The sequence below is a fragment of the Halomonas marinisediminis genome (assembly GCF_004347715.1).
GTDB lineage: Bacteria > Pseudomonadota > Gammaproteobacteria > Pseudomonadales > Halomonadaceae > Halomonas > Halomonas icarae.
Genome location: NZ_SLTR01000011.1, coordinates 56558 through 72819, shown reverse-complemented (window position 1 = coordinate 72819; position 16262 = coordinate 56558). Strand labels below are relative to the sequence as shown.

Below are 16262 nucleotides of genomic sequence, written 5' to 3'. Positions count from 1 at the left end.
GGGTACTGGAGGTCACATGCTGACTTCCAGCTTACTGCCGGGCTAGCAGCGAGCCGTCGTAGCGCACCCGCTTCTCGGCGGGGGTGAGCATCGAGACACCCTCGCTGCTGCCCCCGTTGGCCAGGCTTTCGAAGATTGCCCGGTAGGTCAGCACCGCCTGCACATAGTGGCGCGTCTCGCGAAACGGAATGCCTTCGACGAACAGGTCGAAGGCCTCTGTCGCGCTGCTCTGTAGCCAGTGGTCCACGCGGCCGGGGCCGGCGTTGTAGGCCGCCGTGGCGGCCAGTCGATTGCCACGGTAGCGTTCGAGCATATCGCGAATATAGGTGCTGCCCAGACGGATGTTGGTCTGGGGGTCGAGGACACCATAGGCGCCCGGGTCGGCGATGCCCATCTGGCGAGCCAGCTGGGTGGCAGTGGCCGGCATCACCTGCATCAGCCCGCGAGCGCCGGCCGGCGATACCGCCTCGGGATTGTAGGCGCTCTCGCGTCGGGCAATGCCCATCAGTAGGTAGGGGTCGACTCCGGTACGGCGACCCCATGTCAGGAAGTCCTCTCGATAAGCCTCGGGGAAGCGCCACTCTAGGGCATCCCATAGCTGGCCGACGATGGTGGTCTGAACCAGCTTGGCATGCCAGCCTCGCCGGCGGGCGTAGTCGCCCAGCGCTCGAGCATCCTGTGGAGAGGCACGGCGCACCGCGGCGTACCATTCGCTGGCGGCGAGTCCCGGCTCGTTGATGCGTAGCAGGGCTTCGGTACGCCTTACGGCCGGCCAGCGCGACACCCGGTCTCGGTAGGCGGCGTCGATCTGGTTGCGCTCCATATTGAGCGCATAGGGCCGCCCCAGCCGGTCGGCGGCGGCAAAGCCATAGAAGCTGCGCTCCTCGGCGGCGACGGCATAGGCGCGCTCGGCGGCGGCCTTGTCACCCAGCTGCTCAAGGGCGCGTGCCCGCCAATACTGCCAGCGTTCGTCCCCGCGGGTGGCTTCGGGCATGCGCTGGATCCAGTCGAGCACGCCACGCCAGTCGCGATCGGCCAGGGCCGTGCGTATCCGAAGCTCGAGCAGGTCCGGTGAGACGAGCTGGGGAAGGGTGGTATCCACCCAGGCGCGATTGGAGCGTACGTCTCGGACCAGGGAGTAGAAGATCAGGTCATGCTCGATCGTCTGACGATGCTCGGCCGCGATTCTCAAGCCTGGGGCAATCCTGCGCCACGCCTCAAGAGCTGCTGCGGTGTCGGCGCGCACATGGTCATGCATGGCGGCAGCGAAGAAGGGGCCGCTGCCGCGGCACTCGGGACCCAGGCAGTCGGGTATTCGGGTGATCGCGTCGGGGTCCGCCTGGACGCGAGCCATGGCCTGCTGGGCGGAGTGCCAGCGACTGCCCAGCAGGCCCCTCAGATAGCTTGCAAGGCCACTCTGCCCGGCCTGCCAGGCGAGCATCTGGCGCTCCCAGATCTGCTCCTCGCCGATCTCGCCGCGGCGTCTCAGGGTGTCGAAGAGAGTGTCGCAGGCCTCGGGCTGGGAGCGCCCGACTCGCCAGAGCCGGCGACCTCCTGCGGCCGCCATGGCGGGGGCGCGGTCGAGCAGGGCGGTGTAGTAGTGACAGCGCCGAGCGGTGCCCTCGGGCTCTCCGGCGGCGACCTGGAGCAGGTCTGCATGGCGCCCGGCCCGGCCGTAGCGATCGATCGCCTGGCCGCGCATCCACTCGGCGAGGGGCGAGTCGGCGTGACGCTCGATAAAGTCGAGTACACTCCGGGGTGCCACATCGGGCAGGCGGTCGCGCAGGCGGTGATAGGTCACGTAACCGGCCAGTTCATGATCGGCAATGGCGGCTTCGTCGACCCGCTGCCAGTCACCGGCTCGGGCGGCCTGCAGGGCCTCGCGCATGCTGCGGTCGTCGGCCTGCCCCAGCAGCGGCAGGCAGCACAGGGTGGCGGCGGCCAGGGCACGCCAGGGTACGGAGAGGCGCAACGACATGGGGAACCCTCCAGCGTCGATTCGAGTGTAAACCCCCATCGTCGCCGATGAGATGATTAGGGGATAGTGTCGCCCGACCACGACAGCGTCGTCGAGGCTGTCGTCGTCTCATCGAATCGCTTATCGTGGCGTTCTATTCTCGCGTACGACCTGGTCACGCGCTCGCGCGCATGACCTTCTTCGCACACATGACCTTTTTGCGTATATGACTTTTTTTCGCAAATGGCAAGGAGAGGCCCATGGCAGGCAAGGGCGACAAGTTGAAGACCCGGCTGCGCGGGCGTTCCCGTGTGATCGGCCAGATTACCCGGGCCCTGCGACTGTTCGTGCCGATGCTCGGCGATGTGCTGCGTGGCGGCTATCGTCCGGTGCCCTGGATGGCCATCCTGTGGATGCTGGCGGCGCTAGTCTACCTGATCTCGCCTCTGGATCTGATTCCCGATTTTCTGGTGCTGGTGGGCGTGCTCGATGATGCGGTGATCGTCGGCTGGTTGCTGACCCGGGTGGATAGTTCCCTGGGTCCCTATCGTGCCTGGCGGGAGGAGAGCGTTGACAGGAGCAAGGATAACTCCAGCGGAGTTTGATACGATCGTTTGATTGTCAGCTGTTTATCACAACACGCCAAGCCGAGCCCCCCATGCACGCCGACTCCCGTCCCGACGCCGCCGACTGGCGGCGTGCCCTGACCCGTTTCGTCAACGTGATCCCCCATACGCGTGAGCTGGGCCTCGAGGTGCTCGAGGCCTCGCCACGGCTCACTCGCATGCGCCTGCCCTGGCACGCGGAGCTGCTGGGCGACAGCAGACGCGGGCTGGTCCATGGGGGAGTGCTGACCATGCTGCTGGACACCGCCTGTGGCTCGGCGGTCCTGCCGGCATTGCCGGCGCCGGAGGTCTGCCCGACCCTCGATCTGCGCATCGATCACTTCCGCCCGGCGGTGGCCGGCCAGGACCTGCTGGTGGAGGCCCGGGTCGTGCGAGTTACCGCCTCGGTGGTATTCACCGAGGGGCGCGTCTGGCAGTCGGCCGAGGGAGAAGTGGCGCGTGCCGTCGGCAACTTCGTGCGGCTGGGGTCGCGCAACACCCCGCCGGCATTTGCCGAGGCGCTGTTTGCCCAGGAGGAGGACGACCATGCCTGAAGGCATTCATGGAGTGGAGTGGCTGACCAGGACCCGTGACGCGGGTGATCTGTCGGCCTGGCTCGAGCTGATGCCCTATGCGCGGCGCATCGGCGTCACGACGTCTCCGGACCCAAAGGGGGATGGCCTGCTGTTCCGTCTCGACCCTCGCGCGGGCAATGTCGGCAACGTGATGCTGCCGGCATTGCATGGTGGTGTGGTGGCGGCCTTTATGGAGACCGCGGCGACCCTGGACCTGATGCTGGCCACCCGTGAGCCGCGCTTGCCGCGCATCGTCGATATCTCCATCGACTATCTGCGTACCGCCCGGCTGGTGCCGACCCATGCGCGCTGTTCGCTGCTGCGCGAGGGGCGACGCCTGGCCAATGTCACGGTCAGTGCCTGGCAGAAGGAGGAAGCCACACCGGTGGCCACCGCCAGGCTGCACTTTGTGCTGGATGATCCCGAAGGAGGGCAGGCGTGAGCCACCCAGGGGCTTGAAAACCCCTGCGGAAACCCCATATCGATTGCCAGTTCCGAGTCGGTGGCCCGTCCACCGTCGTCATGTCGAAAGAGGGGGTTCACGCCACATGACCACTGCCACGCAACATGAAGAGACCCTTGGCTTCCAGACCGAGGTGAAGCAGCTGCTGCACCTGATGATCCACTCCCTGTATTCCAACCGGGAGATCTTCCTGCGCGAGCTTATCTCCAATGCCGCCGACGCCTGCGACAAGTTGCGCTATGCGGCCCTGGACAACGATGCCCTCTACGAAGGCGACAGCGAGCTGCGCATCGAGATCGAGCACGACGCCGAGGCGCGCACCGTCACCGTGCGCGACAACGGCATCGGCATGAGTCGCGACGAGGTGATCGCGAACCTCGGCACCATCGCCAGAAGCGGCACCGCGGAGTTCCTCAAGCAGCTCTCCGGTGAGCAGCAGAAGGACGCCCGGCTGATCGGCCAGTTCGGCGTCGGCTTCTACTCCGGCTTTATCGTCGCTGACGAGGTCACGGTGCGCACCCGCAAGGCGGGCACCGAACAGGGGGAAGGCGTCGAGTGGCGCTCCAGGGGCGAAGGCGAGTTCACTGTCGCCGACGTCGAGCGCGAGACCCACGGCACCGAAATCGTGCTGCACCTCAAGGAGGACGCCGCTGAGTTTGCCGACGACTTCCGCCTGCAGAGCCTGGTGCGCAAGTACTCCGACCACATCGAGGTGCCGGTGCGGATGCCCAAGGTCGAGACGGCCAAGGACGAGGACGGCAACGACATCGAGGGCAGCGAGACTGTCAGCTGGGAGACCGTCAACGAGGCCACCGCCCTGTGGGTGCGCCCCAAGAGCGAGCTCACCGACGACGAGTACAAGGCCTTCTACAAGCACGTCGCTCACGACTTCAGCGACCCGCTGACCTGGAGCCATAACAAGGTCGAGGGCAAGCTCGAGTACACCAGTCTACTCTACGTGCCGGGCCGCGCGCCCTTCGACCTCTACGAGCGCGACGGCGCCCGCGGGGTGAAGCTCTATGTGCAGCGCGTCTTCATCATGGACGACGCCGAACAGTTCCTGCCGCTCTACCTGCGCTTCATCAAGGGCGTGCTGGACACCCGCGACCTGTCGCTCAACGTCTCCCGGGAGCTGCTGCAGCAGGACCCGCAGGTCGACAAGATCAAGAGCGCGCTGACCAAGCGCTCCCTGGACATGCTCAAGAAGCTGACCAAGGACAGTGATGCCTACCAGACCTTCTGGAACACCTTCGGCAGCGTGCTCAAGGAGGGCCCGGCGGAGGACTTCGCCAACCGCGAGAAGATCGCCGGCCTGCTGCGCTTCTCCACCACCCACACCGACAGCGCCACCCAGGACCAGTCGCTGGCCGACTACGTGTCGCGCATGAAGGAGGGCCAGGAGAAGATCTACTACATCGTCGCCGATGGCTTCAATGCGGCGAAGAACAGCCCGCACCTGGAGATCTTCCGCAAGAAGGGCATCGAGGTGCTGCTGCTCCACGACCGCATCGACGAGTGGCTGATGAGCCACCTCACCGAGTTCGAGGGCAAGGCCTTCGTCGACGTCGCCAAGGGCGAGCTCGACCTCGGCGAGATCGAGGACGAGGAGGAGAAGAAGGCCCAGGAGGAGACCGCCAAGGCCAAGGAGGACCTGGTCAAGCGTGTCAAGGAGGCACTGGGCGACGAGGTCCAGGAGGTCAAGGTGACCCATCGCCTGACCGACTCGCCGGCATGTGTGGTGCTGCCCGAGCACGAGATGGGCTTCCAGATGCGTCGCATCATGGAGGCCGCCGGCCAGGCGATGCCCGAGGTCAAGCCGATCCTCGAGCTCAACCCCGAGCATGCCCTGGTGGCCCGCCTTGAGGGCGTCGAGGGCGACGGCTTCGAGGACCTGGCGCGCATCCTGCTCGACCAGGCGATCATTGCCGAGGGGGGGCATCTCGACGACCCCGCCGCTTACGTCAAGCGCCTCAATGCCCTGCTGAGCGCCTGATTCCTCTGCATTGAATGACCAATCTTCAGGCCGCCTCCGGGCGGCCTGCTTGCGTTGGACACCGCTGTTGGGTACTTGCCTTTTCGTCTGTTTCCGGTCAGCGTGGCACTTCTCCAATTGTCACTCCGATGCTGCGTTACTCCTTGCCTTCGACGTTGAATCGACGGTTGTGCAATGCGGCATTGTACGGTATGAATAAAAAGCCTGACCTATGCACGAATTCAATAACCAACCGGGAGATCCAACGTGAAGATTGGTGCACCCAGGGAGCTCGCCAAGGGCGAGGCGCGCGTCGCGCTGACCCCTGACAGCGCGAAGTTCATCCAGAAGCTTGGACACGACTGCCTGATCGAGAGCGGCGCCGGCGTGGCCGCCGGCTTCGATGACGAGGCCTATCACAATGCCGGCGTCACCGTGGTCGACGGTGCCGATGCGCTGTGGAGCGAGGCCGAGGTGGTGATCAAGGTCCGTGAGCCCGAGGAGACGGAGGCCGAGCGCCTGCGCGAGGGCCAGACCCTGATCAGCTTCTTCTGGCCGGCCCAGAACGAGGCGCTGCTCGAGAAGTGTCGCGCCCAGGGCGCCACCGTGGTGGCCATGGACATGGTGCCGCGTATCTCGCGGGCCCAGAAGATGGACGCCCTATCGTCGATGGCCAATATCGCCGGCTATCGCGCGGTAATCGAGGCGGGCAACAACTTCGGGCGCTTCTTCACCGGTCAGGTGACGGCCGCCGGCAAGGTGCCGCCGGCCAAGGTGCTGGTGATCGGCGCCGGGGTGGCGGGTCTGGCTGCCATCGGCACGGCCACCAGCCTGGGGGCCGTGGTGCGCGCCTTCGACGTGCGTCCCGAGGTCGCCGAGCAGATCGAATCCATGGGCGCCGAGTTCCTGTTTCTCGACTTCGACGAGAGCCAGGATGGCTCCGAGACGGGCGGCTACGCGGCGCCTTCAAGCCCTGAGTTCCGCGAGAAGCAGCTCGAGTGCTTCCGCGAGCAAGCCCCCGACATCGATATCGTCATCACCACGGCACTGATCCCCGGGAGGCCCGCGCCCAAGCTGTGGCTGGAGGATATGGTCCAGGCCATGAAGCCGGGCTCGGTAGTCATCGACCTGGCCGCGGAGAAGGGTGGCAACTGCGACCTGACCCGGGCCGACGAGAAAGTGGTCTCCGACAACGGAGTGACGGTGGTCGGCTATACCGACTTCCCGTCACGCATGGCGACCCAGTCGTCGCTGCTCTATGCCACCAATATCCGCCATATGCTGACCGATCTGACCCCCGAGAAGGATGGTCAGATCCATCATGACATGGAGGATGATGTCATCCGTGGTGCGACGGTGGTTCACGCCAGTGAAGTCACCTTCCCGCCTCCGCCGCCCAAGGTGAAGGCGATCGCCGCGGCCAAGCCCAAGCCCAAGGAGAAGGAGCCGACGCCGGAGGAGAAGAAGGCCGCCGAACATGCTGCCTTCAAGGCGCAGACCAAGCGTCAGGTGACACTGTTGGGCGTCGGGGGAGCGCTGATGCTGCTGCTCGGCCAGGTGGCACCGGCCTCCTTCATGCAGCACTTCATCGTCTTCGCGCTGGCCTGCTTCGTGGGCTTCCAGGTGATCTGGGGCGTCAGCCACTCGCTGCATACACCGCTGATGGCGGTGACCAATGCCATCTCCGGGATCATCATCCTGGGGGCGCTCCTGCAGATCGGTTCGGGTAGCGGGCTGGTAACGCTGATGGCGGCCATCTCGGTGCTGGTGGCGACCATCAATATCGTGGGCGGCTTCCTGGTGACACGCCGGATGCTGGCCATGTTCCAGAAATCGTGATCCGCGGAGACAACCCATGCTGAGTCAAGGATTCGTGTCTGCCGCGGCGATCGCGGCAAGTGTGCTGTTCATCCTCTCCCTGGGAGGGTTGAGCAATCAGGAGAAGGCCAAGCGGGCGGTGTGGTACGGCATCGTCGGCATGGCCGTGGCGGTGTTCTTTACCGCCTTCGGGCCGGGGATCGGCGCCTATGGCTGGATGATTCCGATGATGGTCATCGGCGCCGGCATCGGTGTCTATGTGGCCAAGAAGGTCGACATGACCGAGATGCCGCAGCTGGTGGCGGCGCTGCATAGCTTCGTCGGTCTGGCCGCGGTGTTCGTCGGCTGGAGCGCCGACCTGGAGCGCCGCCGTGTGCTGGCGGCTCGCGCCATCGAGGCGAGCACCGACCAGTTCTCGGCCTTTGCCGGCCTGGTGGCCACCAAGGCGCCGGACGAGCTGATGTTCCTGCAGATCGAGGTCGTGCTGGGCGTGTTTATCGGTGCGGTGACCTTCACCGGCTCGATCATCGCCTTCGGCAAGCTGGCTGGCAAGATCGACGGCAAGCCGCGGCAGCTGCCCGGCGGCCATATGCTCAATGCCGGCGCCGCGGCGCTCTCGCTGCTGCTCGCCATCCTCTACCTCAACGGTGCCGGCTTCTGGACCCTGCTGCTGATCGCCGCCCTGGCGTTCTTCATCGGCTACCACCTGATCATGGGCATCGGCGGTGCCGATATGCCGGTGGTGGTATCGATGCTCAACAGCTACTCCGGCTGGGCCGCGGCGGCCATCGGCTTCACGCTCTCCAACGACCTGCTGATCGTCACCGGTGCCCTGGTGGGCTCCTCCGGTGCCATCCTGTCGTACATCATGTGCAAGGCGATGAACCGCAACTTCCTCAATGTCATCCTCGGCGGCTTCGGTGGTACCCAGGGGCCGGCGGCGGAGATCGAGGGCGAGCAGGTCGCCATCGACGCGGGCGGCGTGGCCAGTGCGCTCAACGATGCCGACAGCGTGATCATCGTGCCGGGCTACGGCATGGCGGTGGCCCAGGCCCAGAATGCGGTGAGCGAGCTGACCCGCAAGCTGCGCGCCGCGGGCAAGAGTGTCCGCTTCGGTATCCACCCGGTGGCAGGCCGCCTGCCCGGGCACATGAACGTGCTGCTGGCCGAGGCCAAGGTGCCCTATGACATCGTGCTGGAGATGGACGAGATCAACGATGACTTCGCCTCCACCGATGTGGTGATCGTCATCGGCTCCAACGATATCGTCAATCCGGCCGCCGAAGAGGATCCCAACAGCCCGATCGCCGGCATGCCGGTGCTCAAGGTGTGGGAGGCCAAGCAGGTGTTCGTCAGCAAGCGTGGCCAGGGTACCGGCTATTCCGGTATCGAGAACCCGCTGTTCTTCAAGGAGAACACCCGGATGTTCTACGGCGATGCGCGTGAGAGCATCGACTCGCTGCTGCATCTGGTTGACTGACACGTTCCCCCTCCGCGGCCCGTCTTGGGCCGCATCCCGAGACGCCCGGACCGGTCACGGTCCGGGCGTCTTTTTCGCTACAATCCCCCCACTCAATCAACTCCTGCGGAGTGCATCATGGCAGAAGAACGCATGCGGGTGGCGGTGCTCGGGGGGGGCAGCTTCGGCACCGCCCTGGCCAGCATCGCCGCCGACAATGGGGCCGAGGTGCGTCAATGGCTGCGCGACCCGGCGCTGGCCGAGCAGATCAACCAAGAGCATGTCAACGGACGCTACCTGCCCGGCTATGCCATCAATCCAGCGGTGGTGGCCTCCACCGAGATGGCCGAGGTGCTGCCGGGCGCCGGCCTGGTGCTGGTGGCGATTCCCTCCAAGGCATTCGGCGAGGTGGTGCGACAGGCACGCACGCATCTGAGCCCCGATCAGATCCTGGTCAGCACCACCAAGGGGATCCAGGAAGAGGGCTTCAAGCTGATGAGCCAGATTCTCGAGGAGGAGACCGGTTTCCCCCATATCGGGGTGATCTCGGGGCCCAATCTCGCCTCCGAGGTGGCCGACAAGCAGCTCACCGCCACGGTGATCGCCAGCGACGATCCCGAGACCCGTACCCGGGTACAGGCGGCGCTTGGCTGTGACTACTTCCGGGTCTATGCCAGCAACGACCGTTATGGCGTTGAGCTGGGTGGGGCACTGAAGAACCTCTACGCCATCGCCGCCGGCATGGCCGCGGCCCTGGGCATGGGCGAGAACACGCGCAGCATGCTGATGACCCGGGCGCTGGCCGAGATGAGCCGCTTCGCCGTCTCCCAGGGCGCCAACCCCATGACCTTCCTGGGGCTGGCCGGGGTGGGGGATCTGATTGTCACCTGTTCATCGCAGCTGTCGCGCAACTACCGAGTCGGCTACGCCCTGGGCGAGGGACGCAGCCTGGACCAGGCGGTGGAGGCCCTGGGGCAGGTAGCCGAAGGGGTCAACAGCGTACGCCTGGTGCGCGACAAGGCCCGGGAGGAAGGGATCTACATGCCGCTGGCCGAGGGGCTCTATCAGGTACTGTTCAAGGGAGTGCCGGCCCAGGAGATGGCGCGACTGTTGATGCTGGGTGAGCAGAGCAGCGACGTGGAGTTCGTGCTGGCCCGGGAGGATGTACAGCGCGCCCACCGCGAGCAGAGTGGACCGAAACGTGATGCGGGGAGTGGTGAACATGGCTGAGCGGCTGCTGGTCATGCGCCACGGCGAGGCGGGGCCAGGGAGTCCCGACGCCGAGCGCGAACTGACCCCTCGGGGGCTGCAGCAGGTGCGGCGCGTGGCGCAGTGGCTAAGTCGCCGCGACGACCTGGCGTGCCTGCGCCTGCTGGCCAGCCCCTATCGGCGCGCCCGCCAGAGCGCCGCGGTGTTGGGGGAGTCGCTGGGTGTCGAGGTCGAGACCCTGTCGATCATCACGCCGGATGACTCGCCCCACGCGGTGGCCGACTGGCTGCTCGAGCTGCCCCAGGGGCGGCCGCTGATGCTGGTCAGCCATATGCCGCTGGTGGGGGCGCTGGCCGGCGTGCTCGTGGAGGGGCGCGAGGATGGCGGCCTGGGCTTCCCCACCGCCGCGGTGGCCGAGCTCGAGGCCGATGTCTGGGCGGCGGGCTGTGCGCGGCTGGCAAGGTTTGTCACGCCGGCCGAACTGGACTGAGTTGGGGACAGGGCAGGGCTTGGCAGAACGCGAGGGGAGCCGGGGCTTTCCGAGAAGCCGGCTCCCAGCGATGGAGCCCTTGGCGCTCAGGGGCTAAGGCTATATCAGCCCGGCCATCTGTAGGCCGAACACGCCCAGGGTGATGGTGACGCTGGCCATCAGGGTGGTCAGGGCGATGATATTGGCGGTAAGCACGGCGTTGCCGCCCATGGCCTTGGCCATCACGAAGGCCGCCGCCGCGGTGGGGCTTGCGAAGAACAGGAACATCACCCCCAGCTCGCGCCCCTCGAAGCCGGCCAGCCAGGCCATCGTGGTGGAAACCACGGGGATCGTCACCATCTTCATCATGCTGGCATCGGCCGCCAGGCTCCCCGAGCGGCGAATGGCCTCCAGCGAGAGGGTGGCACCGACACAGATCAGTGCCAGCGGCAGGGTCAGGGAGGCGAAGTACTCCCCTGAGGTGATCACCCAGTCGGGCAGACCCAGCCCCGACAGTGCCACCGGCATGGCCAGGACGACCGCCAGGATCAGCGGGTTGCGCACGATCTGCATCAGCATCTGGCGCCAGTCGGTCGTGACCTCCTCCTGATGGGTGGCCAGAGCGATCACCGAGAAGGCGTTGTAGGTCAGGATCACCACACCCAGCAGCAGGCCGCCGGCGGAGAGACCGTAGTCGCCGTACATCCCCGCCGCCAGGGCCAGGCCGACAATGCCGCAGTTGCCGCGAAAGGCGCCCTGGATATAACTGCCGCGGTCGGCCAGGGGAACGCGAAGCCAGGCCCAGCCCCAGGCGAGGAGGAAGCTGCCCAGGGTGGCCAGGGCAAACACCCCGAGCATCCGCGGGTTGAGGGTCGCCTCGAGATCGGCGCGGATGATGCTCAAGAAGATCAGCGTGGGCAGGGTCGCCTTGAACACCAGCTGTGAGGCGGTGGTGACGAAGGCCGAATCGATCCAGCGGGCGCGTTTGAGTCCCAGGCCGATAAACACCATGGCGAAGACCGGCAGGGTGATCTCCAGGGTGGCCTGGAAGGTCGCCAGGGCTTCCATCACCGTAGCAACCAGAAGCCGACCAGCATGGCGGCGAGCACGGTAGCGAAGAAGAGTCGATTGCGAAGGCGGGTATCACGGGGCTTGCGGGCGGTCACGGGCGCTCCTGGTAGAGGGATGTCGACTTGGCGAAACATGGTAATCCCGTTAGCCTGCTACCGCCATCCGTGCCTGAACTGCCCCGTCACAGGAAAGAGACCATGTCCACCAACACCGACCGACCCACGTTGCTGTTCGCCCATGCCAATGGCTTCCCCGGGGCCTGCTATCACAGCTTCCTGGCGCCGCTGGGGGAGCGTTTCGACCTCCATCCCGTGGATCGCCTCGGCCACCATCCCGACTTTCCGGTGGGGCATAACTGGCAGGCACTGCGTGATGAGCTGCTGAGCGTCGTGGCCCGGTTCGCCGCCCCGGTGATCGGGGTGGGCCACTCCATGGGCGGCGTGCTGATGGCCATGGCCGCCGAGGCGGCGCCGGAATGCTTTCGCTGTGTGGTGATGCTCGACCCGCCGCTGATGCTGGGTATCGACGCCTGGGGAATGAAGGCTGCCAAGCGGATGGGGCTGGTGGATCGGGTGACGCCGGCTGGCAAGAGCCTGGGTCGCCGCACCAGCTGGCCCGACCGGAAGGCGATGCGCCACTATCTGCGCCGACGAGGCCTGTTTCGACGGTTCACCGAGCAGGCCCTGGACGACTACATCGAGGGTGGGACTCGACTGCTCGATGACGGCCGGGCTCTACTGACCTACGACCCCGATATCGAGGTGGAGATCTTCCGCCACCTGCCGGACCATCTGGGCGACCTGCCGCGGCGGCTGCGGGTGCCCCACGCCATCCTGGCTGGTGAGGATTCCGATCTGCTGACCCCGCGCCGCCGACGCCGGCTGATTCGCCATGGGGTCAAGCTGCGGCTGGTGCCTGGCACCCATATGTTTCCCATGGAGCACCCTGTCGAGGTGCGCCAGGAACTGCTTGCCGCGCTGGACGAGTTGCTGGAGAAGGCATCATGATCTCGCCACGGATCCTGAGCCTGGCCGAAGGGCGTCTGGCAGGACTGGCCTGGGGCGAGCCGGAGGCCCCTCTGTGGCTGGCCCTGCACGGCTGGCTGGACAGTGCCGCCAGCTTCTCGCGCCTGGCCCCCGTGCTTGCCAGCCAGCTGGGGGTGCACATCGTCGCCATCGACTTCGCCGGCCACGGTCACTCATGGCATACCCCCGGTGACTATGCCATCTGGGACTACTGCGACGATGTGCTCGATGCGGCGGACGCCCTGGGCGCCACGCGCCCGACCCTGCTGGCTCACTCCATGGGGGCCGGGGTGGCCTGCCTGCTGGCCGCCGCCCTGCCGGAGCGGGTGGCGCGGCTGGCGCTGATCGATGGGCTCGGGGCGGTGACCACTGGGGCCGAGGAGGCCCCGCGGCAGCTGCGCCGAGGCCTCTTGGGACACCGTCGCTCACCCTCGCGTCCGGCGCGCTATGCTGACGAAGAGGAGGCCGTGTTCGCGCGCGTCAAAGGGGGAGCCACACCGGTGCGTGCAGAGGCCATCCGTCCCGTGGTGCTCCGTAACCTGGAGGAGTCGGAGGACGGGCGGCTGGGGTGGCGAACCGATCCCCGTCTGGCGCGCCCCTCGCCGGTGCGACTGACCCCCGAGCAGGTGGTGGCCTGCCTGGCCGAGATCGCCTGCCCGACGCTGCTGATCGAAGGGGAGGACGGCATCCTGGGCGAGACGGAGCGGGCGCGTTCAGCTCGTGCGGCGCTGCCTGGGCTCGAGCGCCGAGTATTGACGGGTGGTCACCACCTGCACCTGGAGCCGGAGGCGGTATCGGCGGTGGCCGAGACCATTGCTAGCTGGGCGGTGAGCGGCAGGGAGCCGTCGGACAGATGAGGAGACGCAAGGATATGAACGACAGGGCGGCAGCCTCCGGTGAACCGAAACGCGTGGCGCTGGTGCTGGGCAGTGGCGGGGCGCGCGGCTATGCCCATATCGGCGTGATCGAGGAGGTCGAGCGTCGCGGCTACGAAGTCGTGGCGGTCTCCGGTTGCTCCATGGGAGCGCTGGTCGGGGGGGTCTATGCCGCGGGGCAGTTGCCTGCCTATCGCGACTGGGTCTGTCGCCTGGACTACTTCGATGTGCTGCGGCTGGTGGATGTCTCCTGGAGTGCCATGGGCGCCATGAAGGCCAACAAGGTGATGAGCAAGCTGGAGAGCCTGGTGGGGGATACCCGCATCGAGGATCTGGCGATTCAGATGACGACCGTGGCCACCGACATGACCCACCAGCGCGAGGTGTGGTTCCAGAGCGGCCCACTGCTCGAGGCGATCCGCGCCTCCATCGCCGTCCCCGGGGTGATCACGCCGGTCCATCGTGGCCAACAGGTGCTGGTCGACGGGGGACTGCTCAACCCGCTGCCGATCACCCCCTCCGTCTCGGCGGCGGCGGACCTGGTATTGGCGGTGAACGTGACGGCCCACAGTCCGCGACCGGTGACCCTGGAGGAGTTGCTTCCTCCCGAGGCGGCGCGTCTGGAGCGCGAGGTCGCCGAAACGGCTTCGGGGAAGGAGTTCGGCGCCTGGATCGAGGAGGTGAAACGTGCCGCCGGGCGCTGGATCGATGGTCTGGGAGGAGGCTCGAATGGCTCTGAGTGGGAGGAGGGCGAGCAGGGGGAACAGAGTGAAGAGAGCAGCCGCCGCCGTCAGTGGGGGCGCCTGGACATGGCGCTGGCCTCCTTCGATATCTCCCAGGCGGCGTTGGCCAAGTACAAGGTTGCGGGGTATCCACCGGATGTGCTGATCGAAGTGCCCAAGACGGTATGTGGCGCCTATGAGTTTCATCGCGCCGAGGCGCTGATCACCCTGGGGCGCCAGCTGGCGGTGGAGGCCCTGGATCGCTACGAAGGACGTAGCCACCCGGGGTGGGGGGGGCGTGGCATCATCGTCGGGCCACGCCTGCCGGGCGACACGCGGTCGTCCGAATAACCTTCAGCGCTCGCCCCGCCGGCGCAGCAGCACATAGACGGCACCGGTGCCGCCTTCGGCCTCCACGGCCGAGCAGAACGCCAGCACACCGGGCCACTCGCGCAGCCACGCATTGACGTGGCTCTTGAGCACCGGGTAGTTGCCGTCCGTGCCCCACGCCTTGCCATGCACCACCAGCAGACAGCGGCGTCGTTCCACGGCAGCATCGCGCAGAAACCCCTCCAGCTGCTCGCGGGCTTCTTCCAGGGTGTAGCCGTGGAGGTCGAGCCCCGCCTCCCAGGCCATCTCGCCGCGCTTGAGACGGCTGCGGGTACGCCACGGCAGGTCGGGAAGGGCGAAGTCGAGATATTCCGAGGGGCGCACCGCTTCCACGCGGCCGTCCGAGGTTCGCCCGCTGGCGCTGTCGTCACCCGCTGACTGGGCGGCTGCTCGCCGTGCGGCGGCGGCGGCCTCCTCGCGGCGCGGGCGACCCGGGTCGGCGCGATTGCGCTTGATCGGCTTGACGCCGGCCTGCTGCAGGGCCTGGCGGAAGGCGCTGATCTCGTCATCGTCCAGGTGGTGGCGGTTTTGGTTCATGGGGCAGGGCTCAAGGGGCAGGGCTCATGGGCAGTATCGGCTGGGTAGCGAAGGGCGACCAGTATACCCGGCGTGGCGTGGCTGTGAACCGGTGGGCCGGGTTACAATCATTGACCCATTATTTCACGACGTTCAGGTGCCCCCTTGGCCGATCAGCACGCCCCGCGCGCGACTTCCACTCTGACGCTCACCGATGACCGGCTCGCCGCCGAGCTCCTGACCCTGCGCGACTGCCTGCGCTGGGCGGCCAGCGAGTTCCATCTGGCCGGGCTGTTTCATGGCCATGGCAGTGATTCGCCCTGGGACGAGGCGGTGGCCCTGACCCTGGGCGCGCTGCATCTCCCCTGGAATGTCGACCCGGCGGTGCTCGACGCTCGCCTGCTACCCATGGAGCGCAGTCGTATCGTCGCCCTGGTACGCAGCCGCATCGTTCATCGGCGGCCGCTGCCCTATCTGCTGGGAGAGGCGTGGTTCGCCGGCCTGCCCTTCGATGTCGACGAGCGGGTGCTGATTCCACGTTCGCCCATTGCCGAACTGGTGGAGTCGGGCTTCGACGCCTGGTTCCCCGAGGAGCCGCCACACCGAGTGCTCGACCTGTGCGCCGGCTCCGGCTGTATCGGCATCGCCACGGCGCTGCATCTGCCCACCAGTGAGGTGGACCTCGCCGATATCAGTCAGGAGGCGCTGGCGGTGGCCCGACAGAATATCAGTCGTCATGATGTCGGCGCCCGGGTGAGAGCAGTGGCATCGGATCTGTTCGATGCGCTTCCCGGCCGCTATGACCTGATCGTCTCCAATCCACCCTATGTGGATGCCCGGGATCTGGCCATCATGCCCGCCGAGTTCCGCCACGAGCCTGCGCTGGCACTGGGATCCGGCGCGGACGGGCTGGATATCACGAGGCGTATCCTGCGCGAGGCTCGTGAACACCTGACCGAGCGCGGCGTGCTGATCGTCGAGGTGGGCAATTCCGATCACCATCTGGAGGCGGCCTTCCCCGAGGTGCCCTTCCTGTGGCTCGACTTCGAGCGCGGTGGCCAGGGGGTGTTTGCCCTGACTGCCGATGAACTCGACGCCCATGCGGCGTCCTTCGCCTGATTCACCGACTTTCGATC

15 protein-coding genes are annotated in these 16262 nt (G+C 66.6%); 12 read left to right on the top strand and 3 right to left on the bottom strand.

The window, feature by feature from the left end; genetic code table 11:
- Positions 1–31: 31 nt before the first annotated feature.
- A complete protein-coding gene (locus E0702_RS09665; protein WP_132043261.1) occupies positions 32–1978 on the bottom strand; it encodes a transglycosylase SLT domain-containing protein in 1947 nt (648 codons plus the stop codon).
- A gap of 239 nt (positions 1979–2217) precedes the next feature.
- Between E0702_RS09665 and E0702_RS09660 the strand changes: the two genes are divergently transcribed.
- The 8 genes from E0702_RS09660 to sixA all read left to right on the top strand — a co-directional run bounded on the left by E0702_RS09660 (position 2218) and on the right by sixA (position 10548).
- Entirely contained in the window at positions 2218–2562 is a 345-nt protein-coding gene (locus E0702_RS09660) for a YkvA family protein (RefSeq protein WP_132043259.1), read from the top strand.
- A 53-nt stretch (positions 2563–2615) separates the two neighbouring features.
- Positions 2616–3116: a PaaI family thioesterase gene (locus tag E0702_RS09655; protein ID WP_132043257.1), complete on the top strand. Its 501-nt coding sequence runs from the start codon at positions 2616–2618 to the stop codon at positions 3114–3116.
- Complete coding sequence (locus E0702_RS09650; RefSeq protein ID WP_132043255.1) at positions 3109–3579, top strand: PaaI family thioesterase; 471 nt, start codon at positions 3109–3111, stop codon at positions 3577–3579. The genes E0702_RS09655 and E0702_RS09650 overlap by 8 nt, the downstream gene beginning before the upstream one ends.
- Before the next feature lie 106 nt (positions 3580–3685).
- Complete coding sequence (htpG, locus tag E0702_RS09645; RefSeq protein ID WP_132043253.1) at positions 3686–5593, top strand: molecular chaperone HtpG; 1908 nt, start codon at positions 3686–3688, stop codon at positions 5591–5593.
- Positions 5594–5839: 246 nt separating this feature from the next.
- A complete protein-coding gene (locus tag E0702_RS09640; RefSeq protein WP_132043251.1) occupies positions 5840–7411 on the top strand; it encodes a Re/Si-specific NAD(P)(+) transhydrogenase subunit alpha in 1572 nt (523 codons plus the stop codon).
- A 16-nt stretch (positions 7412–7427) separates the two neighbouring features.
- The gene (locus E0702_RS09635; protein ID WP_132043249.1) at positions 7428–8870 is read left to right on the top strand and encodes an NAD(P)(+) transhydrogenase (Re/Si-specific) subunit beta; all 1443 of its coding nucleotides are present in this window, start codon (positions 7428–7430) and stop codon (positions 8868–8870) included.
- 117 nt (positions 8871–8987) lie between these two features.
- Complete coding sequence (locus tag E0702_RS09630; protein ID WP_132043247.1) at positions 8988–10079, top strand: NAD(P)H-dependent glycerol-3-phosphate dehydrogenase; 1092 nt, start codon at positions 8988–8990, stop codon at positions 10077–10079.
- On the top strand, positions 10072–10548 hold the full coding sequence (gene sixA, locus E0702_RS09625) for a phosphohistidine phosphatase SixA (RefSeq protein ID WP_132043245.1): 477 nt from the start codon (positions 10072–10074) through the stop codon (positions 10546–10548). The genes E0702_RS09630 and sixA overlap by 8 nt, the downstream gene beginning before the upstream one ends.
- A 99-nt stretch (positions 10549–10647) precedes the next feature.
- On the opposite strand, the gene E0702_RS09620 is transcribed toward sixA, so the two are convergent.
- Complete coding sequence (locus tag E0702_RS09620) at positions 10648–11595, bottom strand: AEC family transporter (RefSeq protein ID WP_132043336.1); 948 nt, start codon at positions 11593–11595, stop codon at positions 10648–10650.
- Positions 11596–11795: 200 nt separating this feature from the next.
- On the opposite strand from E0702_RS09620, the gene E0702_RS09615 reads away from it, so the two are divergent.
- Genes E0702_RS09615 through E0702_RS09605 form a run of 3 tightly spaced genes read left to right on the top strand, consistent with a single transcriptional unit; the run spans position 11796 to position 14571 of the window.
- Positions 11796–12605 (top strand): alpha/beta fold hydrolase, encoded by an 810-nt coding sequence (locus E0702_RS09615; RefSeq protein WP_132043243.1) that lies wholly within the window; start codon positions 11796–11798, stop codon positions 12603–12605.
- Positions 12602–13480, top strand: coding sequence for an alpha/beta fold hydrolase (locus E0702_RS09610; RefSeq protein WP_132043241.1), 879 nt, complete (start codon positions 12602–12604; stop codon positions 13478–13480). The genes E0702_RS09615 and E0702_RS09610 overlap by 4 nt, the downstream gene beginning before the upstream one ends.
- A gap of 14 nt (positions 13481–13494) precedes the next feature.
- Entirely contained in the window at positions 13495–14571 is a 1077-nt protein-coding gene (locus E0702_RS09605) for a patatin-like phospholipase family protein (protein ID WP_132043239.1), read from the top strand.
- 3 nt (positions 14572–14574) lie between these two features.
- On the opposite strand, the gene E0702_RS09600 is transcribed toward E0702_RS09605, so the two are convergent.
- On the bottom strand, positions 14575–15147 hold the full coding sequence (locus tag E0702_RS09600) for a Smr/MutS family protein (RefSeq protein ID WP_132043237.1): 573 nt from the start codon (positions 15145–15147) through the stop codon (positions 14575–14577).
- A gap of 144 nt (positions 15148–15291) precedes the next feature.
- Here E0702_RS09600 and prmB point away from each other — a divergent pair, with 144 nt between their 5' ends.
- On the top strand, positions 15292–16245 hold the full coding sequence (gene prmB / locus E0702_RS09595; RefSeq protein ID WP_132043235.1) for a 50S ribosomal protein L3 N(5)-glutamine methyltransferase: 954 nt from the start codon (positions 15292–15294) through the stop codon (positions 16243–16245).
- Positions 16246–16262 lie beyond the last annotated feature (17 nt).